General features: G+C 58.4%; 18 protein-coding genes and 1 pseudogene. 3 read left to right on the top strand and 16 right to left on the bottom strand.

Going from position 1 to position 24,737, the window contains the following annotated elements; genetic code table 11:
* Positions 1-29: 29 nt before the first annotated feature.
* Both rpsG and rpsL read right to left on the bottom strand, forming a co-directional pair.
* Positions 30-500, bottom strand: a complete 471-nt coding sequence (gene rpsG / locus BVL55_RS06315) for a 30S ribosomal protein S7 (RefSeq protein ID WP_075996182.1) — start codon at positions 498-500, stop codon at positions 30-32.
* A 72-nt stretch (positions 501-572) separates the two neighbouring features.
* A complete protein-coding gene (gene rpsL, locus BVL55_RS06310; protein ID WP_075996181.1) occupies positions 573-944 on the bottom strand; it encodes a 30S ribosomal protein S12 in 372 nt (123 codons plus the stop codon).
* A gap of 546 nt (positions 945-1,490) precedes the next feature.
* Between rpsL and BVL55_RS06305 the strand changes: the two genes are divergently transcribed.
* Positions 1,491-1,808, top strand: coding sequence for a hypothetical protein (locus tag BVL55_RS06305; protein WP_075997962.1), 318 nt, complete (start codon positions 1,491-1,493; stop codon positions 1,806-1,808).
* Positions 1,809-1,862: 54 nt separating this feature from the next.
* On the opposite strand, the gene BVL55_RS06300 is transcribed toward BVL55_RS06305, so the two are convergent.
* Positions 1,863-3,314 carry an O-antigen ligase family protein gene (locus tag BVL55_RS06300; protein WP_075996180.1) on the bottom strand — a complete coding sequence of 484 codons (1,452 nt, stop codon included), beginning with the start codon at positions 3,312-3,314 and terminating at the stop codon, positions 1,863-1,865.
* A gap of 373 nt (positions 3,315-3,687) precedes the next feature.
* Between BVL55_RS06300 and BVL55_RS06295 the strand changes: the two genes are divergently transcribed.
* Positions 3,688-4,557, top strand: a complete 870-nt coding sequence (locus BVL55_RS06295) for a polysaccharide pyruvyl transferase family protein (RefSeq protein WP_156892448.1) — start codon at positions 3,688-3,690, stop codon at positions 4,555-4,557.
* 133 nt (positions 4,558-4,690) lie between these two features.
* Here the strand turns inward: BVL55_RS06295 and rpoC are convergent, their stop codons facing one another.
* The 12 genes and pseudogenes from rpoC to tmpA form a co-directional block, all read right to left on the bottom strand.
* The gene (gene rpoC, locus BVL55_RS06290) at positions 4,691-8,884 is read right to left on the bottom strand and encodes a DNA-directed RNA polymerase subunit beta' (RefSeq protein ID WP_075996178.1); all 4,194 of its coding nucleotides are present in this window, start codon (positions 8,882-8,884) and stop codon (positions 4,691-4,693) included.
* Positions 8,885-9,038: 154 nt separating this feature from the next.
* Positions 9,039-13,189: pseudogene (gene rpoB, locus BVL55_RS06285) on the bottom strand (DNA-directed RNA polymerase subunit beta).
* Between the two features lie 371 nt (positions 13,190-13,560).
* Entirely contained in the window at positions 13,561-13,941 is a 381-nt protein-coding gene (gene rplL, locus BVL55_RS06280; RefSeq protein ID WP_075996177.1) for a 50S ribosomal protein L7/L12, read from the bottom strand.
* Between the two features lie 45 nt (positions 13,942-13,986).
* Positions 13,987-14,505, bottom strand: coding sequence for a 50S ribosomal protein L10 (gene rplJ / locus BVL55_RS06275; protein WP_075997961.1), 519 nt, complete (start codon positions 14,503-14,505; stop codon positions 13,987-13,989).
* Positions 14,506-14,951: 446 nt separating this feature from the next.
* Positions 14,952-15,644, bottom strand: a complete 693-nt coding sequence (rplA, locus tag BVL55_RS06270) for a 50S ribosomal protein L1 (RefSeq protein WP_075996176.1) — start codon at positions 15,642-15,644, stop codon at positions 14,952-14,954.
* Complete coding sequence (rplK, locus tag BVL55_RS06265) at positions 15,644-16,072, bottom strand: 50S ribosomal protein L11 (protein WP_075996175.1); 429 nt, start codon at positions 16,070-16,072, stop codon at positions 15,644-15,646. Before rplK ends, rplA begins: the two co-directional genes overlap by 1 nt.
* 251 nt (positions 16,073-16,323) lie before the next feature.
* Complete coding sequence (nusG, locus tag BVL55_RS06260) at positions 16,324-16,854, bottom strand: transcription termination/antitermination protein NusG (protein WP_075996174.1); 531 nt, start codon at positions 16,852-16,854, stop codon at positions 16,324-16,326.
* 55 nt (positions 16,855-16,909) lie between these two features.
* Entirely contained in the window at positions 16,910-17,110 is a 201-nt protein-coding gene (gene secE / locus BVL55_RS06255) for a preprotein translocase subunit SecE (protein ID WP_075996173.1), read from the bottom strand.
* Between the two features lie 299 nt (positions 17,111-17,409).
* Positions 17,410-20,061 carry a response regulator gene (locus BVL55_RS17015; RefSeq protein WP_075996172.1) on the bottom strand — a complete coding sequence of 884 codons (2,652 nt, stop codon included), beginning with the start codon at positions 20,059-20,061 and terminating at the stop codon, positions 17,410-17,412.
* Between the two features lie 122 nt (positions 20,062-20,183).
* Entirely contained in the window at positions 20,184-20,975 is a 792-nt protein-coding gene (locus BVL55_RS06245) for a phytanoyl-CoA dioxygenase family protein (protein WP_075997960.1), read from the bottom strand.
* Between the two features lie 209 nt (positions 20,976-21,184).
* Positions 21,185-21,781, bottom strand: coding sequence for a (R)-1-hydroxy-2-trimethylaminoethylphosphonate oxygenase (gene tmpB, locus BVL55_RS06240; protein ID WP_075996171.1), 597 nt, complete (start codon positions 21,779-21,781; stop codon positions 21,185-21,187).
* Positions 21,778-22,935: a 2-trimethylaminoethylphosphonate dioxygenase gene (gene tmpA, locus BVL55_RS06235; RefSeq protein ID WP_075997959.1), complete on the bottom strand. Its 1,158-nt coding sequence runs from the start codon at positions 22,933-22,935 to the stop codon at positions 21,778-21,780. Before tmpA ends, tmpB begins: the two co-directional genes overlap by 4 nt.
* Positions 22,936-23,042: 107 nt before the next feature.
* Here tmpA and BVL55_RS06230 point away from each other — a divergent pair, with 107 nt between their 5' ends.
* Positions 23,043-23,900: a LysR family transcriptional regulator gene (locus BVL55_RS06230; protein WP_075997958.1), complete on the top strand. Its 858-nt coding sequence runs from the start codon at positions 23,043-23,045 to the stop codon at positions 23,898-23,900.
* 37 nt (positions 23,901-23,937) lie between these two features.
* Here BVL55_RS06230 and trhA read toward each other — a convergent pair whose 3' ends face one another.
* Positions 23,938-24,576 carry a PAQR family membrane homeostasis protein TrhA gene (gene trhA / locus BVL55_RS06225; protein ID WP_083649401.1) on the bottom strand — a complete coding sequence of 213 codons (639 nt, stop codon included), beginning with the start codon at positions 24,574-24,576 and terminating at the stop codon, positions 23,938-23,940.
* Positions 24,577-24,737: the final 161 nt, after the last annotated feature.

Below are 24,737 nucleotides of genomic sequence, written 5' to 3'. Positions count from 1 at the left end.
GCCCGGGGCCGGCGATCAATTCAAATCCGTTACCAGCGATAATGGGCGAATGCCTTGTTGGCGTCCGCCATCTTGTGGGTGTCTTCACGCTTCTTGACCGCTGCGCCCCGGTTGTTGGAGGCGTCCATGAGCTCACCGGAAAGGCGTTCGACCATGGTGGTTTCGTTGCGCTTGCGGGCAGCGGCGATCAGCCAGCGGATGGCCAGTGCCTGGCGGCGCTCGGGGCGCACTTCAACCGGCACCTGATAGGTTGCACCACCCACACGGCGCGAACGCACTTCCACGTGGGGCGAAACATTTTCAAGCGCTGCGTGAAACGCTTCGACAGGGTTCTGCCGGGCCTTTTCCTCGACCTGGTCGAGGGCGCCATAGACGATGCGCTCGGCGACCGACTTCTTGCCGTCAAGCATGATGGCGTTCATGAATTTCGTCAGAACGAGATCGCCGTATTTGGGATCCGGGTTGATCTCTCTTTTCTCTGCGCGGTGACGACGGGACATTTGGTATCTCTCTCATGGACCCCGGGTCCGTCGCGCCTTGCGCTGCCCGGGGTAACCTCCACTACGTTTCGGTTACTTCGGACGTTTGGCGCCGTATTTGGAACGGCGCTGCTTGCGGTTTTTCACGCCCTGGGTGTCCAGAACGCCGCGAATAATGTGATAGCGCACACCGGGAAGGTCCTTGACGCGGCCGCCACGGATCATCACCACCGAGTGCTCTTGAAGGTTATGCCCCTCGCCCGGAATATAACCGATCACTTCAAACCCGTTGGTAAGACGAATCTTGGCAACCTTGCGGAGCGCCGAGTTCGGCTTTTTCGGCGTCGTGGTATAGACGCGCGTGCACACGCCGCGTTTCTGCGGGCACTGCTCCATGGCCGGAACCTTGTTCCGCTTTACGACTTTCTTGCGCGGGTTGCGTACAAGCTGGTTAACCGTTGGCATTCAAAACCTGACCTTGTTACGGTTTATCATAACCCTTGCGGGCAATCTCGACATGGCGTCTTCCGGCGCCGCGGGCCGCACAACATGCAAAAAGGCTCGCCGCTCGTGACCGGTGAATTTCACCCGGAAATCCCAGAGCGGAAGCCTCAAACACGCAGAGGAACGGTTTCCCGTTCGTGCAGCCTGAAATCAGTTTCGTTTTTGCAAGCCTTGTTTGATACGGTGTCTGGAAACAAACCAGACGGTTCTGGAGCGAGTCGCTCCGGAACGGTCCCGGATCACATCGGCTTGTGCTGGCGCTGCCTATAAATGCTTCGATTCTGCCCGTCAACCCTGATCGCGGGCAGGCAAGCAAAAAAACGAGTCAAAACAGCAATTTGGACTGCAGGATTGCCATGGCGCAGCGGAATATCGGCTGCATGGCGCGCAAAACCTGGCAAATCCCGGCAAATCTCCCTGGCCGCCTTGCAATGGGCGCTGTTTTCAGGCTTGGTCGGCGGACACGGGTGCACAAAGCGCCCCTATACGCGCAAACCGGAAAAGAGCATGTCCCAACCCGGCCAGGAAGAAGACGACGTCATGGTGTTCATCATCCTGGGCGAAGTGCGCCGGGCAGAAGAGAGCGAAATGCGGCCCTTCAACGCGCTGCTGAGCGGGGCCGACGATGATTCTGCGGTGCGCAGCTGCCTGGAGGCACTGGCCCAGCAGGGCTATGAGGAAGCCAATCTGCACCAGATCGGCAATCTGGAGGAAGCGCCCGACGAGGAACCCTTCGCATCAGCCTATCAGGCGGCCCTTGAAGGCGAAATCGCGCTGATCGCCTATGACGGCGAGGAAATCGACGGGCTCGGCACCCTGCAGTAGGGGGGGCCTCTGAGACTTTTCGGCAACACGGGACGCTTGGCATTTGGACAGGATTTATACCTGCAATCGAGACTTGTGAACCAGCACGTAGGTGGCGGTTGTCATCAGCGTCCATGAGGCAAATACGCTATACTGAAGATTTGCAAAGTTCAGATTGAAAAGATTCTCGACCATAATGAAAACGCTAAAAGCAGCACTCGGCGCATAGAGTATTGCCCCCTGTTTGCCGCACCACATTGCATGAAACATGAGCAGTAGCGGCGCGGCCAAAATTATAAGTACGGGAATCAACAACACGAGACCGCCAATAACGGCAATATGCAGATACAAGTTGTGCGCATGATCCAGATAAAGAACAGCACACATGTCGTCGGTCGGGATGTGTTTAACCAGTTGATGCTTGTCGTAGGCACCATATCCGAGCAGAGGACGCTCCAACCAAGCCCTGAAAGCAAAATCATAAATGGCAAAGCGAAGCTCGACATTAGCGTCCCTCCCCTTCCAGGTGACATCGGCTGCTGTCGCTTTGCCATCGGAACAGTCGGGCCCACCATCAAGCGTGTTGTCGGGTTCTCCAGCCGCGTCGTCCGGCTTGGCTGAGTTATCAACTTGCGCTGCAGGCCGGTTTGCTTGTCGAGATTGATTCGGCTCTTGCAAAAGCGATGTTATGTGGCGTTTTACCGTAGGCCAGCTTTTCGTTGCCTCGGGAACAATCCGATCCCATTGGGATGCCGACAGAAGCAAAACTATTACGATCGCAGCAAGCGCCACAGCGTATTTGCGAAAACAAACAAGAACCGCTAGCGAGAAGCCGAGAGCTGCCGTGATACCTAACCAGCCGCCCCGGCTTTCTCCATAAATTATAATGCCCCAAAGGATTGGCATCATAATCACTACAATCAGCCAATGCGGGTTCAATCTGCTATTGCTGCTGTTCCAAACCGCCAACATCGTTGTCCATATTGATGCACAAATTGCCGCAACGGCGTAATCATCGTAGAAACTTGGGTTCCTGCCAAAAAAACCACTAGACTGGCCAAGCACCCCTTCGAGACCAGTCCTAAAGGGTGCTTCCTTGGTAAGAAGCACATACACCAACTTGGCGAAAATTATTAAAAACAGAGAAACATGATATAAATAAAATACTTTATAATAATCCAACTCAGATTTCATAATTGTTACATAGGAAAAATCCACAATCACCGGCAAAAATAAAATTAGTAAAAATAGCCTATGCCTATCCACAAAAACGCTCTCAAAATCACTCCCAATCAAGAATCCATTTAGCAGTACAATTAAAGATATTATTGCGATAAAAATAAAGAAACCTTTCAAAAAATACCTTTCAACATCTCCATCCCTCTCTTTAAAGTAATAAACATTGCATAAATATGACAACAGTAAAACTATAAATGTAATATTCTCATCGCCTAAAACGCTTGCTAGCGCTACTGGTAATAATATATTTGAAAACTTTTCAGCGCTAAACTCTGTTTTATTCAACATTTTATTCTCTTTTATTTTTCAGTCGACTTCCTGGAAATAGCTGTATGCACACTCTCCGTGAGGCGCAGCTTTGACATTGCCTCCCGTGACTTGTCGAACTGCGGCTGGCATATTTCACAAGATGAGCTTCTTTTATACCACACGATGGCACATAAGGAGACCCAACACCCACAGGCTAAGATGCAGCTTTTTAACGCAAATTCAGCTACGATGGGCAGAGAAACGTTACATTGGCCGAGTATTACCTCGCCCCAGTGCAATTCGGGTTTTTCGAGATCGGCAATGTGATTTTGGCTAGTATCGGGCTTGCAGTTCTGCCAAATATGACTTGCGCCAAATAAAGTAGCTTACTGCCCAATATTGAGAACTCAAAGTGAAACGAAGTGATGATATCTGGCAGCGGCCAGCCAAACTTGGGCCGTTGAGACTTGCCCAAAAGGCGGGACTTTGCAACGCACGAAACATGTACTGGGCGTGGTATAACCCCCGCAATTTTGGTGATTGGATCGGGCCGCTGATTTATGAATGGCGGACAGGTAACGAGCCATACCACTTTAGACCCAAGAAATTCAATGTTGGCTTTGGCAAGATGTTTTTTACCGCGGGCAGCATTATGCGGAAGATACGCGTTGATAACTGTGCGACGGTATGGGGGTCAGGTATCATACATCAGAATGATACATTTTCGCGGCCGCATGAAATTCTTGCTGTTCGCGGCCCGCGGACACGCGCACGCTGTATTGAACTTGGGTACGACTGCCCCCCTGTGTATGGAGACCCTGGTATTATTCTGCCCAAAATATTCCCAGATACCGGGATAGCGACGACCCGCCTTGGGATAATACCGCATTACGTTCATTTGGATACTGTACGCAAAAAGTTTCTGGCCGACAGTCAGATAGAAAAATCAGTAAAGATAATTGATGTTCGCAAACCTGTTCAAGAAGTTGTTGAGCAGATAATGGACTGCAATGTGACCGTATCCAGCTCGTTACATGGGTTGATTATTTCACATGCATATGGCCGCCCCTCGGCTTGGGTTACATTTAACGGCGATCCCCTGGACGGGGACAGCATCAAATTTGTGGACTATTATGAAGGAACAGGATGCTTCGACTCCGTAGAGCCACATTTAATCGATGAAACGTTCTCAATGGAGAGAATTGAGCAATTAGCAAAGCTTTCGCCGCAGCCCGATACCTCAAAGATGGCAAACCGTCTGCTTGATGTATGCCCATTCTAATCGATAGCTGACACAAGCCTGCATTCTATCACCGCTATGAGTGCTGTGTCCCTGAGTGCTGCGCCATACCACCATTGGCAAAAAGGCCCGCACAAGCGGGCCTTTTCAGTATTGTGCTCTGTGGCAAGGCGCCCTATTCGGCAGCCTCGCCCGACATGTCCTGGAGGCGGGCATTGGCATCGGCGATCTTGCGCTTTTCCTCGATGATGAGGTCGTCGCGCTGGTTTGCCAGACGGCGCACCCTGTTCATCACGCCGCCCGTGCCGGCCGGGATCAGGCGGCCAACGATGACGTTTTCCTTCAGCCCTTCCAGCGTGTCGGACTTGCCGGCAACGGCCGCTTCCGTCAGCACGCGGGTTGTCTCCTGGAAGGAGGCAGCCGAGATGAAGGAGCGCGTCTGCAGGCTTGCCTTGGTGATGCCGAGCAGCACCGGATTGGCCTTGGCGATTTCCTTGCCTTCCTCGGCAAGGCGCTCGTTGAGGATGTCGAACTCGATGCGGTCGACATGTTCACCGACGATGAGGCCGGATTCGCCTGCATCGGTCACTTCGACCTTCTGCAGCATCTGGCGCACGATCACTTCGATGTGCTTGTCGTTGATGACCACCCCCTGCAGGCGGTAAACTTCCTGGATCTCGTTGACGAGGTAGGCGGCCAGCGCCTCCACGCCCCTGATGGCCAGAATGTCGTGCGGCGCAGGGTTGCCGTCGAGAATATAATCGCCCTTTTCGATCTGGTCGCCATCCTGCAGATGGAACGGTTTCGATTTGGGGATCAGATATTCAACCGGCTCCTGGGTCGAGTCATTGGGTTCGATCGCAATGCGGCGCTTGTTCTTGTAGTCGCGGCCAAAACGGATCGTGCCATCGATTTCAGCGATGACGGCATGGTCCTTGGGACGACGCGCCTCGAACAGTTCGGCAACCCGCGGCAGACCGCCGGTGATGTCCTTGGTCTTGGCGCTTTCAAGCGGAATACGCGCCAGAACGTCACCGCCCGACACCTTCTCGTCCGGCTCCACCGACAGTACGGCATCGACCGACAGCAGGTAGCGCGCCTCGCCACCGCGATCCAGCTTGACCACCTCGCCGTTCTTGTCCTTGATGACAATGGCGGGCTTGAGATCGGCGCCGCGCGGATTGGCGCGCCAGTCGACAACAACACGCTTGGTAATGCCGGTCGATTCGTCGGCGCTTTCGGCCACCGACAATCCGTCCACCACATCCTCGAACTCGACGGTGCCTTCAGCTTCCGTCAGGACCGGGCGGGTATAGGGATCCCACTCGGCAAGGCGCTGACCCTGTTTGACCTCATCGCCATCGTCCACATGGATGCGCGAACCGTAGGTGATGCGGTGGGAGGCCCGCTCATTGCCCTTGGCATCCTCGATGACGATGGCCATGTTGCGGCCCATTGCCATCAGCCGGCCTTCGGAATCGCGCACAACGTTGCGGTTGCGGATTTTCACCGTGCCGTCATAGGAGGCTTCCAGGAAGGAGGAGTCGACCACCTGGGCCGTTCCGCCGATGTGGAAGGTACGCATGGTGAGCTGGGTACCCGGCTCACCGATCGACTGGGCCGCGATCACGCCGACCGCCTCGCCCATGTTGACGGGCGTTCCGCGTGCCAGGTCGCGGCCGTAGCAGGCTGCACAGACGCCGTTCTGGGTTTCGCAGGTCAGTGCCGAGCGGATTTTCACCACCTTGACGCCGGCCTCTTCGACCACGTCCACGTCCCGCTCGTTGACGAGCGTGCCCGCAGCAAGGATCACCTCACCGGTTTCGGGATGGACGATGTCTTCGGCAACGGTCCGGCCAAGGATGCGCATGCCCAGGGTTGCAACCACCTGACCGGCATCGACCACGGCCTGGACGTCAAGACCGTCTTCGGTGCCGCAGTCCTCGGTGGTGATGATGCAGTCCTGTGCCACGTCAACCAGACGGCGCGTCAGATAACCGGAGTTGGCCGTCTTCAGCGCGGTGTCGGCAAGCCCCTTGCGGGCGCCGTGGGTCGAGTTGAAGTATTCAAGAACGGTCAGCCCCTCCTTGAAGTTCGAAATGATCGGGCTTTCGATGATCTCGCCAGAGGGCTTGGCCATCAGGCCACGCATGCCGGCAAGCTGCTTCATCTGGGTCGGCGAACCGCGGGCGCCCGAATGGCTCATCATGTAGATCGAGTTCATCGGATGCTGGCGGCCGGTTTCCTCATCGACCTTGATGGCGCGGATGCGCTGCATCATCTCCTCGGCAACCTTGTCGCCGCATTTTGCCCAGGCATCGACCACCTTGTTGTACTTCTCGCCCTGGGTGATCAGGCCCTCATTGTACTGCTGCTCGTATTCCTTGACGAGCGCCTGGGTTTCACCGACCAAATCCACTTTGGTTTCGGGGATCACCATGTCGTCCTTGCCGAAGGAAATACCGGCCTTGCAGGCATAGGAGAAGCCAAGCTGCATGATGCGGTCACAGAAGATCACGGTGTCCTTCTGGCCGGAGTGGCGGTAGACGGTGTCGATCATCTTGGAGATGTTCTTCTTGGTCATCTCCGTGTTGACGATTTCAAACGGCACGTTCGGATTTTTCGGCAGCAATTCGCCGAGGATCATGCGGCCAGGCGTCGTGTCGTAGAGCTTCGACACCAGGTTGCCTTCATCATCCTTGGTCGTATAGCGGCCCTTGATCTTGGTGTGCAGGGTAACGACGTTGTTCTCCAGCGCATGGTGCAGTTCGCCCATGTCGGCAAACGCCATGCCCTCGCCCGGCTCGTTTTCAGCCACGATCGACAGGTAGTACAGGCCCAGCACCATGTCCTGGGACGGCACGATGATCGGCGCGCCATTGGCCGGGTGCAGGATGTTGTTGGTCGACATCATCAGCACGCGGGCCTCAAGCTGGGCTTCCAGCGAAAGCGGTACGTGCACGGCCATCTGGTCGCCGTCGAAGTCGGCGTTGAAGGCCGCACAGACCAGTGGATGAAGCTGAATTGCCTTGCCCTCGATAAGCACCGGTTCGAAAGCCTGAATGCCGAGGCGGTGAAGCGTCGGCGCGCGGTTCAAGAGAACCGGATGTTCGCGGATAACCTCGTCGAGGATATCCCACACTTCCGGCTTTTCCTTTTCAACCAGCTTCTTGGCCTGCTTGACGGTGGACGAATAGCCCTTTGCGTCCAGCCGCGAATAGATGAACGGCTTGAACAGTTCGAGCGCCATCTTCTTGGGCAGACCGCACTGGTGCAGCTTGAGCTCCGGTCCGGTCACGATGACCGAACGGCCCGAATAGTCGACGCGTTTTCCAAGCAGGTTCTGGCGGAAGCGGCCCTGTTTGCCTTTCAGCATGTCGGAGAGCGACTTCAGCGGACGCTTGTTGGCGCCGGTGATCGTGCGCCCGCGGCGGCCGTTGTCGAACAGCGCATCGACCGCTTCCTGCAGCATGCGCTTTTCATTGCGGATGATGATGTCAGGCGCACGCAGCTCCATCAGGCGCTTCAGGCGGTTGTTGCGGTTGATCACGCGGCGGTAAAGATCGTTGAGGTCGGACGTCGCGAAACGGCCGCCATCGAGCGGTACCAGCGGGCGCAGGTCCGGCGGGATGACGGGAATGACCTTCATCACCATCCATTCGGGCCGGTTGCCCGATTCGATGAAGCTCTCGACGATCTTCAGCCGCTTGGTCAGCTTCTTGTATTTGAGTTCCGAATTGGTGTCGGCAATCTCGACGCGCAGATCGGCGGCGATCTTCTCCAGGTCCATGGAGGCCAGAATCTCGTGAATGGCCTCGGCGCCGATCATGGCGGTGAAGGAGTCCTCGCCATATTCGTCGATCGCCATCATGTATTCTTCTTCGGAAAGAAGCTGGAATTCCTTCAGCGCGGTCAGGCCCGGCTCGGTTACGACGAAGTTCTCGAAGTAGAGCACGCGCTCCAGATCCTTCAGCGTCATGTCGAGCAGGTTGCCGATGCGCGAAGGCAGCGACTTGAGGAACCAGATATGGGCAACGGGCGAAGCCAGGTCGATATGGCCCATGCGCTCGCGGCGCACGCGCGAAAGCGTTACCTCGACACCGCACTTTTCGCAGATGATGCCTTTGTACTTCATCCGCTTGTATTTGCCGCACAGGCACTCATAGTCCTTGATCGGCCCGAAAATGCGGGCGCAGAACAGGCCGTCACGTTCCGGTTTGAACGTGCGGTAGTTGATCGTCTCCGGCTTCTTGATCTCGCCATAGGACCAGGAGAGGATCTTGTCCGGCGAGGCGATCGATATCCGGATGGAATCGAAATTCTGGGCGGCTGCCGGATTGTTGAAGAGATTCATGACCTCTTGGTTCATGTGTTGGCTCCTTCGGGAACTTGCCCTTTTGAAGAGTGCTTCAAATGTCTATTCGCTCGACTTCAAAACACATGATAATTCGTTATGCGGTTTACGCTGACTGATCACGCTAACTGGGGGGCAGGAGCGCGTTGCTGCTCCCCTGCCCTTTTGATTATTCGGCGGCATCGGCCATCGGTTCGTCCTCATCGCCCTCGGCAATGAGATCGACCTTGGTGTTTTCCAGATCAACGCTCAATCCAAGCGAACGCATCTCCTTGACGAGCACGTTGAAGCTCTCGGGAATGCCGGCTTCGAACGTGTCGTCGCCGCGTACGATGGATTCGTAGACCTTGGTACGGCCAGCCACATCGTCCGACTTGATCGTCAGCATTTCCTGCAGCGTATAGGCAGCGCCATAAGCTTCCAGTGCCCAGACCTCCATCTCGCCGAAGCGCTGGCCGCCGAACTGCGCCTTGCCGCCCAGCGGCTGCTGGGTAACGAGCGAGTACGGGCCGATGGAACGGGCATGGATCTTGTCGTCGACCAGATGGTGCAGCTTGAGCATGTAAATATAGCCCATGGTCACCTGGCGGTCGAAGGCTTCGCCGGTACGCCCGTCATAGACAGTGGACTGGCCCGATGAATGCAGACCTGCCTTCTCGAGCATTTCCACAATGTCGGCTTCATGCGCGCCGTCAAAGACCGGCGTTGCAATCGATACGCCGTGCTCGAGCTGGTTGGCCAGGCGGACAACCGAGTCGTCGTCGAACCTGGAAACCGGCTCGTTGCGGTCGTTGTCGTCGAACAGGCTCTCGACTTCCTTGCGCAACGGCTTGATCTCGCCTTTTTCCTTGTAGGCCTCGATCAGCTCGCCGATCTTTCGGCCCATGCCGGCACAGGCCCAGCCCAGATGGGTTTCGAGGATCTGGCCGACGTTCATGCGGCTCGGCACGCCGAGCGGGTTGAGCACGATATCGGCATGGGTGCCGTCCTCAAGGAACGGCATGTCCTCGACGGGCAGGATGCGGGAGACCACACCCTTGTTGCCGTGGCGGCCGGCCATCTTGTCGCCGGGCTGGATCTTGCGCTTTACGGCGACGAAGACCTTGACCATTTTCATGACGCCGGGCAGCAATTCATCGCCGCGCTGCAGTTTTTCGACCTTGTCCATGAAGCGGCCTTCCAGCATCTTCTTGGAGTCGTCATACTGGTTGCGCAGCGCTTCCACCTTGGCCTGAAGCTTCTCGTCTCCGGCGGCAAACTGCCACCACTGGGAGCGCGGGAACTCTTCCATCACCTCGGCTGAGAGCTTGGTGCCCTTCTTGAAGCCCTTGGGTCCGGCAACTGCTTCCTTGCCTTTCAGCATGTCGATAAGGCGGCCATAAACGTTGCGATCGAGGATCGACTGCTCGTCGTCACGGTCTTTCGCCAGCGCTTCGATTTCCTCGCGCTCGATCGCCATGGCGCGTTCGTCCTTCTCCACGCCGTGGCGGTTGAAGACGCGCACTTCCACGACCGTGCCGAAGGCACCGGGGGCATGCGCAGGGACGTATCGCGCACGTCGGAAGCCTTTTCACCGAAGATGGCGCGAAGCAGTTTTTCCTCCGGCGTCATCGGGCTTTCGCCCTTCGGCGTGATCTTGCCGACCAGAATGTCGCCCGGCCCGACCTCCGCACCGATATAGGTAATGCCGGCCTCATCGAGGTTCTTCAGCGCTTCTTCCGATACGTTGGGAATGTCGCGGGTGATTTCTTCCGGGCCAAGCTTGGTGTCGCGGGCCATGACCTCGAATTCCTCGATGTGGATCGAGGTGAAGATGTCATCGCGCACGATGCGCTCGGACAGCAGGATGGAATCCTCGTAGTTGTAGCCGTTCCAGGGCATGAACGCGACGAGCACGTTGCGGCCGAGCGCCAGATCGCCGAGATCGGTGGACGGGCCGTCGGCGATGATGTCGCCCTTTTCGATACGGTCGCCAACACGCACCAGCGGACGCTGGTTGATGCAGGTCGACTGGTTGGAACGCTGGAACTTCTGCAGGCGGTAGATGTCGACGCCCGATTTGGAGGGATCGAGGTCCTGGGTGGCGCGGATAACGATGCGGGTCGCATCCACCTGGTCGACCACGCCGGTGCGGCGGGCAACAATGGCAGCGCCTGAATCGCGGGCCACGACGCTTTCCATGCCGGTTCCCACATAAGGTGCCTCGGCACGCACCAGCGGCACGGCCTGACGCATCATGTTGGACCCCATCAATGCGCGGTTGGCGTCATCGTTTTCCAGGAAGGGAATCAGCGAAGAAGCAACCGAAACGAGCTGCTTGGGCGAAACGTCCATCAGATCGACATTTTCAGCCGGCATCATCATCACATCGCCGGCATGGCGGCAGACAACGAATTCGTTGGTGAACTTGCCGTTCTTGTCGAGCTCGGCATTGGCCTGGGCCACGTTGTAGCGGGCCTCTTCCATGGCGGACAGATAGACAACCTCGTCGGTCACCTTGCCATTGGCCACCTTGCGGTACGGGCTTTCGATAAAGCCGTATTTGTTGACACGGGCAAAGGTCGCCAGGGAGTTGATCAGACCGATGTTCGGGCCTTCCGGCGTTTCAATCGGACAGATGCGGCCGTAATGGGTCGGGTGCACATCGCGCACCTCAAAGCCCGCACGCTCGCGGGTAAGACCGCCCGGTCCAAGCGCCGAGAGGCGGCGTTTGTGGGTGATCTCCGACAGCGGGTTGGTCTGGTCCATGAACTGGGAAAGCTGGGAAGAACCGAAGAACTCGCGCACGGCGGCAGCCGCCGGCTTGGCGTTGATCAGATCCTGCGGCATGACCGTGTCGATCTCGATGGAGGACATGCGCTCCTTGATGGCGCGCTCCATGCGAAGAAGGCCGATACGGTACTGGTTTTCCATCAGTTCGCCGACAGAACGCACCCGGCGGTTGCCCAGGTTGTCGATGTCGTCGATCTCGCCCCTGCCGTCGCGCAGGTCCACCAGCGTCTTGACGATGGCCAGGATGTCTTCCTTGCGCAGCACGCGCACGGTGTCCTCGGCATCCAGGCCAAGGCGCATGTTCATTTTGACGCGGCCAACGGCCGACAGGTCGTAGCGCTCTGAATCAAAGAACAGCGAATGGAACATCGCTTCCGCGGTTTCCATGGTCGGCGGCTCGCCGGGACGCATGACGCGGTAAATGTCGAACAGTGCTTCCTGGCGGTTCTCGTTCTTGTCGGCAACCAGCGCATTGCGGATGTAGCCGCCGATATTGACGTGGTCGATGTCGAGGATCGGCAGTTCGTTGATGCCGGCCTCGGCCAGCACAGCCATGTTCTTCTCGTCCAGCTCCTCACCGGCATCAAGATAGATCTCGCCGGTTTCCACGTTGACGATGTCTTCTGCAACATAGGAACCGTAAACCTGTTCGTCGGTCACACGGATCGCCTTGAGTTTCTTTTCCTCAAGCTGCTTGAGCAGGCGGGGCGTCAGCTTTTTGCCGATCTCGGCAACCACCTTGCCCGTATCGGCATCGATCAGGTCATGGGTCGGCTTGGTACCTTTGACCGCCTCGGCGTTGAACGGACGGCGCCAGCCTTCCTTCTCCCGCTTCAGCGTGGAGGAGGTGTAGAAGGTCGACAGGATTTCCTCCGGTTCCAGTCCCAGCGCCATCAGCAGCGTGGTGACCGGCAGCTTGCGGCGGCGGTCGATGCGGGCAAAGACGATGTCCTTGGCGTCGAACTCGATGTCGAGCCAGGAACCGCGATAGGGAATGACACGGCTGGCAAACAGCAGCTTGCCGGACGAGTGGCTCTTGCCCTTGTCGTGATCGAAGAAGACGCCCGGCGAACGGTGCATCTGGGATACGATAACGCGCTCGGTACCGTTGATGATGAAGGTACCGTTGCCGGTCATCAGCGGCATGTCGCCCATGTAGACATCCTGTTCCTTGATGTCCTTGATCGACTTGGCGCCGGTATCCTCGTCGATATCGAAGACGATCAGGCGAAGCGTCACCTTGAGCGGCGCGGAATAGGTCATGTCGCGCTGGCGGCACTCTTCCACGTCATATTTGGGCGGATCGAACTCGTAACGCACGAATTCGAGCATTGCCGCACCGGAAAAATCGGTGATCGGAAAGACCGATTTGAACACCGCCTGGAGTCCTTCATCGGGACGTCCGCCTTCCGGCTCGTCGACCAGCAGGAACTGGTCATAGGAAGACATCTGGACTTCGATGAGGTTGGGCATGTCCGCGACTTCGGCGATGTGACCGAAAAACTTGCGTACCCGTTTGCGACCGTTGAAAGTGACTGCCTGAGCCATCGTTGCTCCTTGATCAGGTTGCGGGCACCTTGCGCGAAACAGCGCCCATCAAAACGTCAAAATGCGGCTGTCCGCCTGAACCATCTCCGAAGAACCCATTCTGTCGGTTCTTAAGACATGCTTCAGCGGCATCACCGCTAAAATTTCCGGGGGCAAACCGGTACTGTACCTGCCGCAGGGTGCTGCCATCCCTTCGCAACAACCCAGATATGTACTGTCCGGCATAAAAACAACCACGCCGCTTTGGCCGGACAATGCCCGGGGCTGCCAATCTGGTGAAGTTTGGCGGCAAACCCGGTTGCAGGTTCCGGAATCGCTGCGAATCCGGAACCCGATCTTGTGGGCCAGACGAATCTGGCGAAAAAAAGAACCTACTTGAGCTCAACCTTGGCGCCGGCTTCTTCGAGTTTCTTCTTGATTTCCTCGGCTTCCGCCTTGGCAACGCCTTCCTTGACAGGCTTGGGCGCGCCTTCGACGAGATCCTTGGCTTCTTTCAGGCCAAGGCCGGTGATGCCGCGGACTTCCTTGATGACGTTGATTTTCTGGGCGCCGGCTTCGGCGAGAACGACGTCGAATTCGTCTTTCTCTTCTGCAGCAGCTTCGCCACCGGCAGCACCGCCTGCAGCAGCAGCCACAGCGACGGGAGCAGCGGCGGACACGCCCCATTTTTCTTCAAGCATCTTGGAAAGCTCGGCAGCTTCCAAAACCGTAAGGTTGGACAAATCGTCCACGATCTTTGCGAGATCAGCCATTTTGATGTTTCCTTTTCAGTTCGAACTGTTTGTCGAAAAACGGCCTTACGCCGCTTCGTCCTTCTGGGAATAAGCCCCGAACACGCGGGCAAGCTGGCCTGCCGGTGCGTTGACGACCTGTGCGATGCGGGTTGCCGGCGTGGAAATCATGCCGACAAGCTTGGCGCGCAGCTCGTCCAGTGACGGCAGGTCGGCAAGCGCCTTCACACCGTTCACGTCGAGGTTCGTTGCGCCCATCGCTCCGCCAAGGATGACGAGTTTGTCATTGGCCTTGGAAAAATCGACGGACGCCTTGGGTGCAGTCACCGGGTCCTCGGAATAGACGACCAGCGTCTGTCCCTCGAAAAGTCCGGAAATGTGTTCTGCATCCGTGCCCTGAAGAGCGAGCTTGGCGAGGCGGTTCTTCGCGACCTTGACCTGGCCGCCTGCTTCCTTGACCTTGGCGCGGAACGCGCTGATCTCGGAAACGGAAAGCCCGGTATAGTGCGCCACAACCACGGCCCCGGCGTCGTTAAACACCTGGTTCATGGATTGGACGAACTCGCGTTTTTCCGCTCTATCCACAGTCTCTCTCCATTCTGGCTCCAGCCCTTCAATGCGCTGGAACCGGTTGACATTGCCGCTCCCCGTGCGGGCCCTTCCGGCTCCGCCGGGAGACAACACCCGCGCACAAAACGGCGCTTCAAGGTCCTGTCCCCTGATGGCCATTCCGCCGGTCCCGCAGGACGGTGGAACAGACAAGGTCAACGAGTTCGAACCGAAACCCTGGCGCCAGGCGCCCAAATTCCGTTTCTCACCCCCATCTCATGCAGGCCCGGCAACGCTTTCGCAATTGGCCGGATTAAGGCGCTCCCAAACGGGAAACCGCCCGCAATCTCGGACAGGATACCGTTGAAAAACATGACTCTACGTCATTTTCTTCAACAGCCGCTTCAACTTCATCCACTACCGGACTTGGTTGAAACTACCGGGCCTGGAAAACCGGACCCGGAATTCTACATCGCCATCGCTCAGGCTTCGCCGAGTGATGCCAGATCCACTTTTACGCCAGGCCCCATGGTGGAGGAGATGGCGATCCGTTTCAGATAGGTGCCCTTGGCGCCGCTGGGCTTGGCCCTGGAAACGGCGGAGGTAAAGGCACGAATGTTTTCTTCGAGCGCCTTGGCATCGAACGAAGCCTTGCCGACACCGGCGTGAACGATGCCCGCCTTCTCGACGCGGAATTCAACCGCACCACCCTTGGCGGCAGCAACAGCAGCTGCCACATCAGGCGTAACGGTGCCAACGCGCGGGTTCGGCATCAGGCCGCGCGGGCCCAGCACCTTACCGAGGCGGCCTACAAGTGCCATCATGTCCGGTGTTGCGATGCAGCGGTCGAAATCGATCTCGCCCTTCTGCACGGTTTCCACCAAATCCTCGGCGCCGACCAGGTCGGCACCGGCCTTCTTGGCTTCTTCGGCCTTGTCACCCTTGGCAAACACGGCAACGCGCACATCACGGCCGGTACCATTGGGCAATTCGACCACGCCGCGGACCATCTGGTCGGCATGGCGCGGGTCAACGCCCAGGTTCATCGCCACTTCAACGGTTTCGTCGAATTTGGCCGTGGCACGCGCCTTGACCATCTCAACGGCTTCGTCCAGCGAATAGGCTTTCTTGCGGTCAATGCCCTCGACGGCATTACGAGTACGTTTGCCAGCCATCAGCCCTGCACCTCAATTCCCATCGAACGGGCAGACCCTTCAACCATCCGCATGGCGGAATCGATCGTGTCTGCGTTCAGATCCTGCATTTTCGCCTCGGCGATCTCGCGCACCTGCTTGGCGCTGATCTTGCCGGCGGTTTCCTTGCCCGGCGCCTTGGAGCCGGACTTCAGCTTGGCGGCCTTCTTGATGAAGTAGGAGACGGGCGCCTGCTTCATGTCAAAGGTGAACGACTTGTCCTGGAAGATGGTGATGACGACCGGGATCGGTGCGCCCTTCTCCATCTCCTGGGTCTTGGCGTTGAATGCCTTGCAGAATTCCATGATGTTGAGGCCGCGCTGACCCAGGGCCGGCCCGATGGGCGGCGACGGGGAGGCATTGCCTGCTGGCACCTGCAGTTTCAGGTAACCGGCGATTTTCTTGGCCATGTTGACTGCCTTTCACTTGCCTGCCCAAACCGGGCGGGCGATGCGGTTTCCCGGTGGCGCCCGATGCCATTGTCGGCAGGCGGTCCCGGCGTTGCAGTTGCGTGGTGCGGTTTGACCGGCGGCCAGCCAGCCTTACCTTCCACGCATTGTGCTATTCAAATCTTGCGCATCCCCCGCCTTCGCGCGGTCTGCGTTCAACTTGAATGTGCTCAAATCCCGCGCTTCGCCCCTGGCGAAATGCCGGACCTGAACTAGACCTTCTCGACCTGGCCGTATTCCAGATCGACGGGGGTTGCCCGTCCGAAGATCGAAACTTCTACCTTCAGGCGGGCGCGTTCCTCGTCCACTTCCTGAACGACGCCGTTGAAGGATGCGAACGGCCCGTCGGAAACCCGCACCTGCTCGCCGATTTCGTAGGAAACGGACGGCTTGGGATGTTCCACGCCTTCCTGTACCTGGTTTAGGATGCGCTCGGCTTCACGATCGGCAATCGGCTGCGGCTTGTTGTCGGAACCCAGAAAACCGGAAACCTTTGGCGTGTTCTTGATCAGATGGAAAGCCTCGTCGGTCAGTTCCATCTTCACCAGCACATAGCCGGGAAAAAACTTGCGCTCGGCATCCACCTTGCGCCCGCGGCGTACCTCAACCACCTTCTCGGTCGGCACCATGACGGCCTCGAACAGATCTTCGAGACCTTTCTGGCGCGCCTGTTCCTGGATCGATTCCGCCACTTTCTTTTCGAAGTTCGAATAGGCGTGAACGATGTACCAACGCTTGGCCATTTGTCTTAAGTCCAGTTCCTCGTAGCCGGCCGGCCCAAAAGGCCGCCGTCTTTCCTCAGCTTCCGATATCCAGGAGCATGCCCACGACCGTTGACAGCACCTGATCCACCGCCAGGAAGAAGAATGCCGCCAGAAGGATCATGATAAACACCATGACCGTCGTCACCATGGTCTCGCGCCGCGTCGGCCAGGTGACTTTCGACACTTCCTGGCGGACCTGCTGAAGAAAGGTGAACGGATTGGTTTTCGACGCCATTCCAAAGAATTCCTGATCAAACCCAAAGCCAGAGCCGGTAAAACCGGGGCGTAAACGCCACCGCGACAACCGCCATTCCTCGCGGAACGGGTGATTCAGCCCGCACTGGATTCGAAAAAACCTTGCTTTTCCATGAACTTAAGCGCGCAAAGACCCGTTGCGGCCCAGCGCGCTGTTTCATTACTTGCGGTGTAGATAGCGGCGGGCGGTGCAAAAGGCAAGGGTAAATCTTGCCGGAATTTTGAATTCACGGAATCTTTTCAATGGCATGCGATGGCTGGATCAGCGGGGCCAGCGTTTCACACCGCGGTCATGGCGCGCGCCGCTTGCGTTTCGCCCTTGTCCGCCGCCTGCGGCATCCACCGGTCGATCTTTTCGCACAGCCGGTCTGGAGAGACGGGTTTGGCAAGATAATCGTCCATGCCCGCTTTCAGGCAGCGCTCCATGTCGCCCTTGATGGCGTGGGCGGTCACGCCGATGACCGGGGTATGGCCCCCCGTGCCCTGCTCCAATTTGCGGATCGCCCCGGTTGCCTCCAGCCCGTTCATCCGCGGCATGGAGACATCCATCAGGATGAGATGGGGACGGTATTTGGAATAGAACGCCACGCCCTCCTTGCCATCCTTTGCGATCTTGTAGGAATAACCGGTGCAATCCAGTATCTGGGTGAAAACGATCTGGTTCACCTCATTGTCCTCGCAAACAAGGATATCCAGCGGCGCTTCGCCGTTTTCTGCAACCCCGGCAGTTTCGCTTGCAGCCTTAGCCTTGCCGGAATTCGTGCCGGATGCCGTGCGCTGCTGTTCCGGCTCCAGGGTCGGCTTGTCCGATCGGGAAGCAGTCGCCTTCGAAGGAGCTCTGTCTTGCAGTGGCTCTTCATGTTGCGGCTCACCATGCTGCGGCTCTTCATGTTGCGGCTCACTGTGCTGCATCTCACCGAGCACCGTCTCCCTGGCCTCGCAAACGTCCTCAGACGGCGATGCAGTCCCCACGGTTGCCATTTTCCGGGCCATGGCAATGCCACTCAACATGCCCTCCTCGCCTTCAGCCCGGCCGCGCGCATCGCGCAATGCCTGCTGGATGGCTTCCAGCAATTGTGAAGAGCGTGCCGGCTTGACCAGTTGCGCACTGATGCCAAGGGAGGAAAACGCCTTGCCGTCCTCGGTCTGCTCTACCGAGGTGAGCATGACGACCGGGATGTCACACAGCAGGTCTTCGCCTTTCATGGCCCTAACGACATCGCCGCCGTTCATGCCGGGCATGTGGTAATCCATCACCACGCAATCGACGGCCAACCCGCGGCAGGCAGCCTCCCGGAGAACCGCAAGTGCCTCCTCCCCGCTCACACAGGCAGCCGCATCGAACTGCCAGGCGGCCATCTGTTCGCTGAGGATGGAGCGGTTGACCGCGTTGTCGTCCACCACAAGAATTTTCGCACCGGCAGCATTGACGGGGATGTCCTTCGCGCTTTCCTTACCCTCATGGGCCGGCAGTTCGACGGTAAACCAGAATGTCGATCCCTTGCCGGGTTCCGATTGCAAACCAATCTTGCCGCCCATCAGTTCGGCCAGCGAGGCTGCAATGGAAAGTCCCAATCCGGTTCCCTCGTGCCTTCTGGTGGCCGATCCGTCGACCTGGGAGAATTTCTCGAACACGGCGGCGCATTTTTCCGGTGGAATGCCGATGCCGGTATCCTCGACCTCGAACGTCAGCCGGTATCGGCTGGCGGGGCCGCCGTCTTCCCCATCGCCCCTGGATGGACAGACCGCTTCGCCGCGGATGTTGAGGAAAATGTGTCCTTGTTCGGTGAACTTGACCGCATTGCCCATCAGATTGGTGACGATCTGGCGCAGGCGCCCGGCATCGCCAACCAACATTTTCGGCAGATCGGGATCGATCCTGACGATCAGTTCCAGATCCTTCTCGACAGCGCGGGAGACAAACAGGGCCGTTACATCCTCCATCGCCTCCGCCAGATTGAAGGGCACGGCATCGAGCTCCATCTGGCGGGCTTCCAGCTTGGAAAAATCCAGAATGTCGTTGATGATGGTCAGCAGCGATGCGCCTGACTTCATGATGATGCCGGCATAGGTTTTCTGTTTCGCGCTCAGCTCCGTTTTAACCAGCAATTCGGCCATTCCCATCACGCCGTTCATCGGCGTGCGGATTTCATGGGACATGTTGGCGAGAAATTCCGATTTTGCCCGGTCGGCGGATTCGGCGCGGCGCCGTTCGCGGCGCAGGGCCCGCATCGTGCTTTCGATGGTTCGCTCAAGCGGGCGGAAAATCAGCAGTATCACAGCGGCGTTGAGCAGCAGGAAAACGGAAACGAACACCCAGGCAACGCGTGTAAGAACCTGGTGCTGCAGCGTCGCGCGCTGGGCAAAGGCTGCGTTAAGGGAGTTGTAAAAGGCTGCCGTGTTGTTCTCGTACAGTTCAAGCAGGCCGGCAATGCGGCCCTGCATGTCGGCAGGTCCTTGCGCTTCGATGACGTAATCGACCTCATCGGCAAACAGTTCAGCGGCGGCAAGGGCCGAGGAATAGGCCCGGTTAAAGGCCTGCAGAGACGCGCTGGCGGGAATCTCCAGCATCCCCAATTGCCCGGTCAGCGAGATGATCCACTCAGAAAGGCTGTTGACCTTGCTGATCTCCTCCATGGCGGCATCCAGCTTTTCCGTCTCGCGCTTGATTGCCCCAACCTCAATGGAGAGGCTTTTGGCGGTGCGCTCGAACATGGTCGCGCTGCTGACCGCCCGTTCACGCCGGGCCACGGTGACAAGGTTGAACGTTTTTCGCTCAAGGTATGAAAACTCTTTCGATGCTTGGCTGATGCCGGTGGCGGCGGAGTTGAACAGCAGCAGGGCAGCGGTAAACAACGTCACCGCCCCCAGGGTAAGAAGGCCTGCGATCAGATAGCCAAACCGCAGTTTTCTTGTTTCTGCACCGTTCATTTGAAGCCCGCGCCTGGGCCTTGCGGCCACGCCCCCACCAAATGCAGAGAGCCTAGAGGGTCATGGTTAACATCCGGCTAATGGAGCGGGGCCGGTGCGCCGGCCTGCAGACGGCAGCTCGCCTATGAAGCGGAGTAGAGGACCGGGAATTCCTCGCCTTCGAACGGATCGCCCGGAGAATAGGAAAGATCCGGAAAGGCGGGAGACGTTGCGCCCAGCCGGTCGGCAAACCGGGCATCATCGCCAACCCAGCGCACGGAGACCACCCGCCTGCGATCGGGCGAAGCATTGGCCGGCGCGCCATGCAGGGTGGTGAATGCGAAGGCAACCGCATCGCCCGGCTCCACCGCCCAGCCGAGAATTTCATACTGATCGCGATTTGCATCGATATCGGGCACGGCTTTGGAAGCATCGCCCTCAAACAGCGGCGTCCCGTCGAAGCGGTCGGGGCGGAAAACCGTGTTCCATTTGTGGGATCCGGCGACATATTCAATCGTGCGGTCGCGCGGCACCGCATCAAGCGGCACCCAGAAGGAAACGGTCTTGTCCCCTTCTACCAGGTAATAGGGCGCGTCCTGGTGCCAGGGGGTAACGTTGGAATTGCCCGGCTCCTTGACCAGGATGTGGTCGTGGAAGATGCGCGCCGTCTTCGAACCCATCAGCCTTGCCGCCATTTCAGCCATGGGCGACTCCTTTACCAATGTGCGGTAGCCGTCAAACCGGTTCCAGACCACATAGTCCTGGAAGAAGGGCGCGGCCGCTCCGTCGGGCTGGTAGGTGCGCTCGCGCCAGGAGGGGTTGGCCTTGTTTTCCTCAATGGCCTTGCGAGCAATGTCCACATAATCGCGGAACGCGCCCTTCAACAATACCGCGCCATCGCGCCGGAAAGCCTCGATCTGTTCATCGGTCAGCATGCCAACCTCCTGTGCCGCGATGTGCAGTGCTGCCACGCACCGCCTGTTCCATTTGCCTGACCATACAATTCCGGCGGCAGGCGGCAAGCAAAATCATGAGCGTCATGGCCCCAATGGATCATGCCGCCAATACGGTGGCCAGGTAGACTCGGTGCCGGGCTTCATGACCGGGAGGTCGATGGTGTGCGGCTGTCTGCCCTGCCCGGCCACTAGCCGCCACAATGAGCGTCCACTACCCGCTGGACCATCGGGGCGTAGTGGGAAAACGGCCTGGTTTGCAAACCTGCCTGTTTGCCCGCTTCATCATAATGGCGGACCTTGATGATGTCGGCCAGGTTGGGGTTTTTCTCAAATTCCGCCACTTCGCCGTCGTTCATCGGCCCGCCCTGCAGTTTCAGCGAATGAACGGAAGCCTCCGACAGGCGTTTGAAATAGGCCGGCCGTGTGGCGCACAGATAGCGCTTGGCGGCAACGTGGTATTTGACGCAGTCGGTGACCAGCGAAGGAAAGAAGGGCGCCAGAACCTCGGCGCCCGCATCCTCGTGGTGGCGGTCCTGGGTATCGGCCATCGAGAAGGTGCCGAACTCGCTCGTAAAATGGCCGATATCGTGCAGCAGGGCGGCAACGATCACTTCTTCCCTTTCGCCCGCCTTTTCGGCGAAATGGGCGCCCTGCAGCATATGCTCTGCCATGGTGACGGGTTCGCCGAGATATTCCTCGCCGCCCCGGCGCTCGAAGATATCGCCGAGAAAGGCGACGATCGTCTCCCGGGTCAGGTGCGGCTTGCTGGCCGTGCCGGCACTCATTGGGCGGCCTTTGGCACGTCGGCCTTGAGTGCGGCAAGGGTCGAATACAGCCCGTCCTTGTCGGCATAACATCCCTGCAGCCAGCGCGTGCCGGTGCCCGAATAGGCCTTGCGGGCATGAAGCACCCGCGTGTTGTCGACCACGAAGCACTCGCCCGGTTCAAGGCGGAAGGTCACTTCCATGGCGCGATCATCGATGATCTCGCCCAGCCTGCGATAGGCTTCATAATAAAGCGGCATATCGTCATAAGGGATGTCGGTGAAGGCGGCTGCCGAGCGGTTGTTGAAACGAACGCCGATCAGCTCGCCATCGGGTGCCAGTTCGATCATTGGCCGGCGGGCGCGCAGCGCCACACCCTGCGAGCCGGCATATTCAAAGCGCGCGCAATGGCGCGAAAGCACCTTGAAAAAGTCCGGGTTTTCCTCTCTCAACCGCAAGGCGGCGGCGAAACCGTCTACGACCATGTTCTCGCCGCCTGCCGCCGAACTTTCCAGACAGTAAAGCACCTGGATGGTCGGCACGGGGTCGCGGTAGGGATTGTCGGTGTGGGCCTGAAGGCCAAGACCGGTATAGGCCAGATTGGTGGGATTGACCTCAGTGCGGACCTCGAAATGACGGCCGTAATTGGTCTCGCGCACATGGCCGAACAGATCGACGACCGAAAACAGGGCCCCTTCCTTGACGGGGCCGTTTTCGAGCTTGGCAAAACCGTAGCGGGCAAGGGCTGAAAGCCAGGCACGCAAGGCATGGCGGCTGCTTGAAACGTCCGTAAAGTCGCCACCGGGAACAGCCGGTTGCAGGGTGGCATCCCAGGTTTCGACGGCCTCATCGAGCCAGCCCGGTTCACGGTGCTGCTGCCGGTCATAAGCGTGGGCGAAAAGCCAGGAAAGATCGTAGTCAATGGACTTTCCTTTCGGGGTCTTTCCCCCCGGCTCGAAGACGAGCTGCAACACGCCGTCCCTGATCTCCGCTTCGGTGATCCTTGTATCGCGGGGAATATCCGACAGGGTGATCAGACGCTGGCCATTGCCGGGATTGCGTGTTGTCTCATCGAAGGCATTGTCGCGCAGCCAGAGCGCATGAAAGCGCCGCTCCTCGCCATTTTGTGCGATCGCGATCGCGCTGCCGCCAGCCAGCAAGGTCACCTGTGCCATTTGTGCCTCCTTCAAAGCCGCAAACATTCGTGGACAGGGTGCCATTATTCTGCGATTCACCCATTAGGGCAAATTAGCTGTTTGCCATCATGGATACGGTTTTCATTATGGCTGATACAACACTCGCCAACCTCCCGCTGGAATGGATCCGCGCCTATGAAGCGGCCGGGCGCACTGGCAGTTTCACGGCGGCAGCTCGCGAAACCGGGCTTACCCAGGCTGCCATCAGCCAGCGCATTCTCAATCTGGAAGGCCGGCTTGGTGCCCAACTCTTTGTGCGGCAGGCGCGGGGGGTGGCGCTGACGGTCGAGGGCGAGGCGTGGCTTCCCTATGTAAGCGCTGCGCTGGCCACCCTGCGGGAAAGCAGCGAGGAACTGTTCGGCACGCGGCAAAGCCGGATTACGGTCTCAGCCAGTGCATCGGTGATCGAACTGTGGCTGGCACCGCGGCTGGAGGCTGCCGGTGGCGACTTTGCACCGGAGCTGGCCTTTTCCACCCTGGTTCTCGAACCGCAGGGCGAGCAGGCAAAAGGACAGGTCAAAATCCGTTATGGAGGCGGCAACCGGCCCGAACATTACAAGCGCCGGCTGTTCAGCGAAGCGCTCAGCCCCGTCTGTGCGCCAGGGCTGGCGAAGGCTGCCAGCAACTGGCAGGATCTGCCGCGCATCGCCCTTTCAGGACCGCGTGCCGGCTGGCAGGAATGGGTGCGCCAGACCGGTGACAGCGCCGTGCCGGTGCCATTGATCCGGTTTGACAGCCTTGCCGCCGCCCTTGCCGCTGCTGAGGCAGGCGCAGGGGTGCTGCTTGCTTCCCTGCCCCTTTGCAGGCAGGCGCTTGACGGCGGCAGCCTGGTGCGTCTTTCAAGCCATGTTCTGACGCCGCAGGAAACCTACTGGATGGTGGCCCATCGCAATGCGGTTTCCCGCCGTGACTGGGCTTATTTGACCGAACGGTTCTGCGAATAGGTCTTTATGTCGAACCGGCGAACGGGGGCGCGGAAGTTCAGGCCGAAAAGGCGCTCACCCAGATGGCAGAATAAAACAGCGCCGTGCCGCCGAGCACGAAACCGTGCCAGATGGCATAACGGTAGGCCTGGAACGTCCTGGCATAGAATATCGTTCCGAAGGAATAGACCAGCCCGCCCGCCACGATGGCGGCCAGCGCCGGCCAGGGCAGTCTTGCCCCCATTTCCGGCAGCGCCAGCAGGCCGATCCATCCGATTGCCAGATAAGAGGCGAGCGACCAGCGCGGTTCCAGCTTGGGCGCCACGAGTTTGTAGATCATGGCGGGAACGGCAAGCAGCCAGACGATCGCCAGCACGGCAAGACACCAGAACCCGCCGAGCAGCACCAGCAGCGGGGTAAACGTACCGGCGATCAGTGCATAAATGGCGGCATGATCAACCCGGCGCCATGCCCTGCGCCAGTAATGCCAGGGCAACAGGTGATAACCGGCCGAAACGCCGAAGGAAAACAGCATGGTCAGGCAATAGACGGTACAGGCGATGACAACGGCCCAGTCAAGACGGGTGGCGGCATTGACCAATAGCAGGACGGAGCCTGCAAAAACGCCGAGAAGGCTCACCAGGTGTACGGCGGTATCGGCGAAACGTTCCCGCCTGCACTCCGATGGATACATCATACGCGATACCCTTATGCGCGATACCTGAAAAAGAGCCTGACAGCAGAATATGACCTTTACGTAAACAGCTATGCTTTTTTTGGCCAGTCACGATGAATTACAATCCTGCAACAGGGTTGCAATTGGCCTGCAACAGGGTTGCAATTGGCCTGCAACAGGGC

It is taken from the genome of Salaquimonas pukyongi (assembly GCF_001953055.1).
Taxonomy (GTDB): domain Bacteria; phylum Pseudomonadota; class Alphaproteobacteria; order Rhizobiales; family Rhizobiaceae; genus Salaquimonas; species Salaquimonas pukyongi.
The sequence above is the reverse complement of the archived record's forward strand: the minus strand, read 5'-3'. Positions and strand labels throughout refer to the sequence as shown.

Coding starts and splice junctions, on each gene's coding strand:
- BVL55_RS06305 (WP_075997962.1), top strand. CDS start 1,491: ATGTCCCAACCCGGCCAGGAAGAAGACGACGTCATGGTGTTCATCATC.
- tmpB (WP_075996171.1), bottom strand. CDS start 21,781: ATGAGTGCCGGCACGGCCAGCAAGCCGCACCTGACCCGGGAGACGATC.
- secE (WP_075996173.1), bottom strand. CDS start 17,110: ATGGCGTCGAAAACCAATCCGTTCACCTTTCTTCAGCAGGTCCGCCAG.
- rpsL (WP_075996181.1), bottom strand. CDS start 944: ATGCCAACGGTTAACCAGCTTGTACGCAACCCGCGCAAGAAAGTCGTA.
- tmpA (WP_075997959.1), bottom strand. CDS start 22,935: ATGGCACAGGTGACCTTGCTGGCTGGCGGCAGCGCGATCGCGATCGCA.
- rplK (WP_075996175.1), bottom strand. CDS start 16,072: ATGGCCAAGAAAATCGCCGGTTACCTGAAACTGCAGGTGCCAGCAGGC.
- trhA (WP_083649401.1), bottom strand. CDS start 24,576: ATGATGTATCCATCGGAGTGCAGGCGGGAACGTTTCGCCGATACCGCC.
- BVL55_RS17015 (WP_075996172.1), bottom strand. CDS start 20,061: ATGAACGGTGCAGAAACAAGAAAACTGCGGTTTGGCTATCTGATCGCA.
- rpoC (WP_075996178.1), bottom strand. CDS start 8,884: ATGAACCAAGAGGTCATGAATCTCTTCAACAATCCGGCAGCCGCCCAG.
- BVL55_RS06300 (WP_075996180.1), bottom strand. CDS start 3,314: ATGTTGAATAAAACAGAGTTTAGCGCTGAAAAGTTTTCAAATATATTA.
- nusG (WP_075996174.1), bottom strand. CDS start 16,854: ATGGCCAAGCGTTGGTACATCGTTCACGCCTATTCGAACTTCGAAAAG.
- BVL55_RS06230 (WP_075997958.1), top strand. CDS start 23,043: ATGGCTGATACAACACTCGCCAACCTCCCGCTGGAATGGATCCGCGCC.
- rplA (WP_075996176.1), bottom strand. CDS start 15,644: ATGGCTGGCAAACGTACTCGTAATGCCGTCGAGGGCATTGACCGCAAG.
- BVL55_RS06245 (WP_075997960.1), bottom strand. CDS start 20,975: ATGCTGACCGATGAACAGATCGAGGCTTTCCGGCGCGATGGCGCGGTA.
- rpsG (WP_075996182.1), bottom strand. CDS start 500: ATGTCCCGTCGTCACCGCGCAGAGAAAAGAGAGATCAACCCGGATCCC.
- rplL (WP_075996177.1), bottom strand. CDS start 13,941: ATGGCTGATCTCGCAAAGATCGTGGACGATTTGTCCAACCTTACGGTT.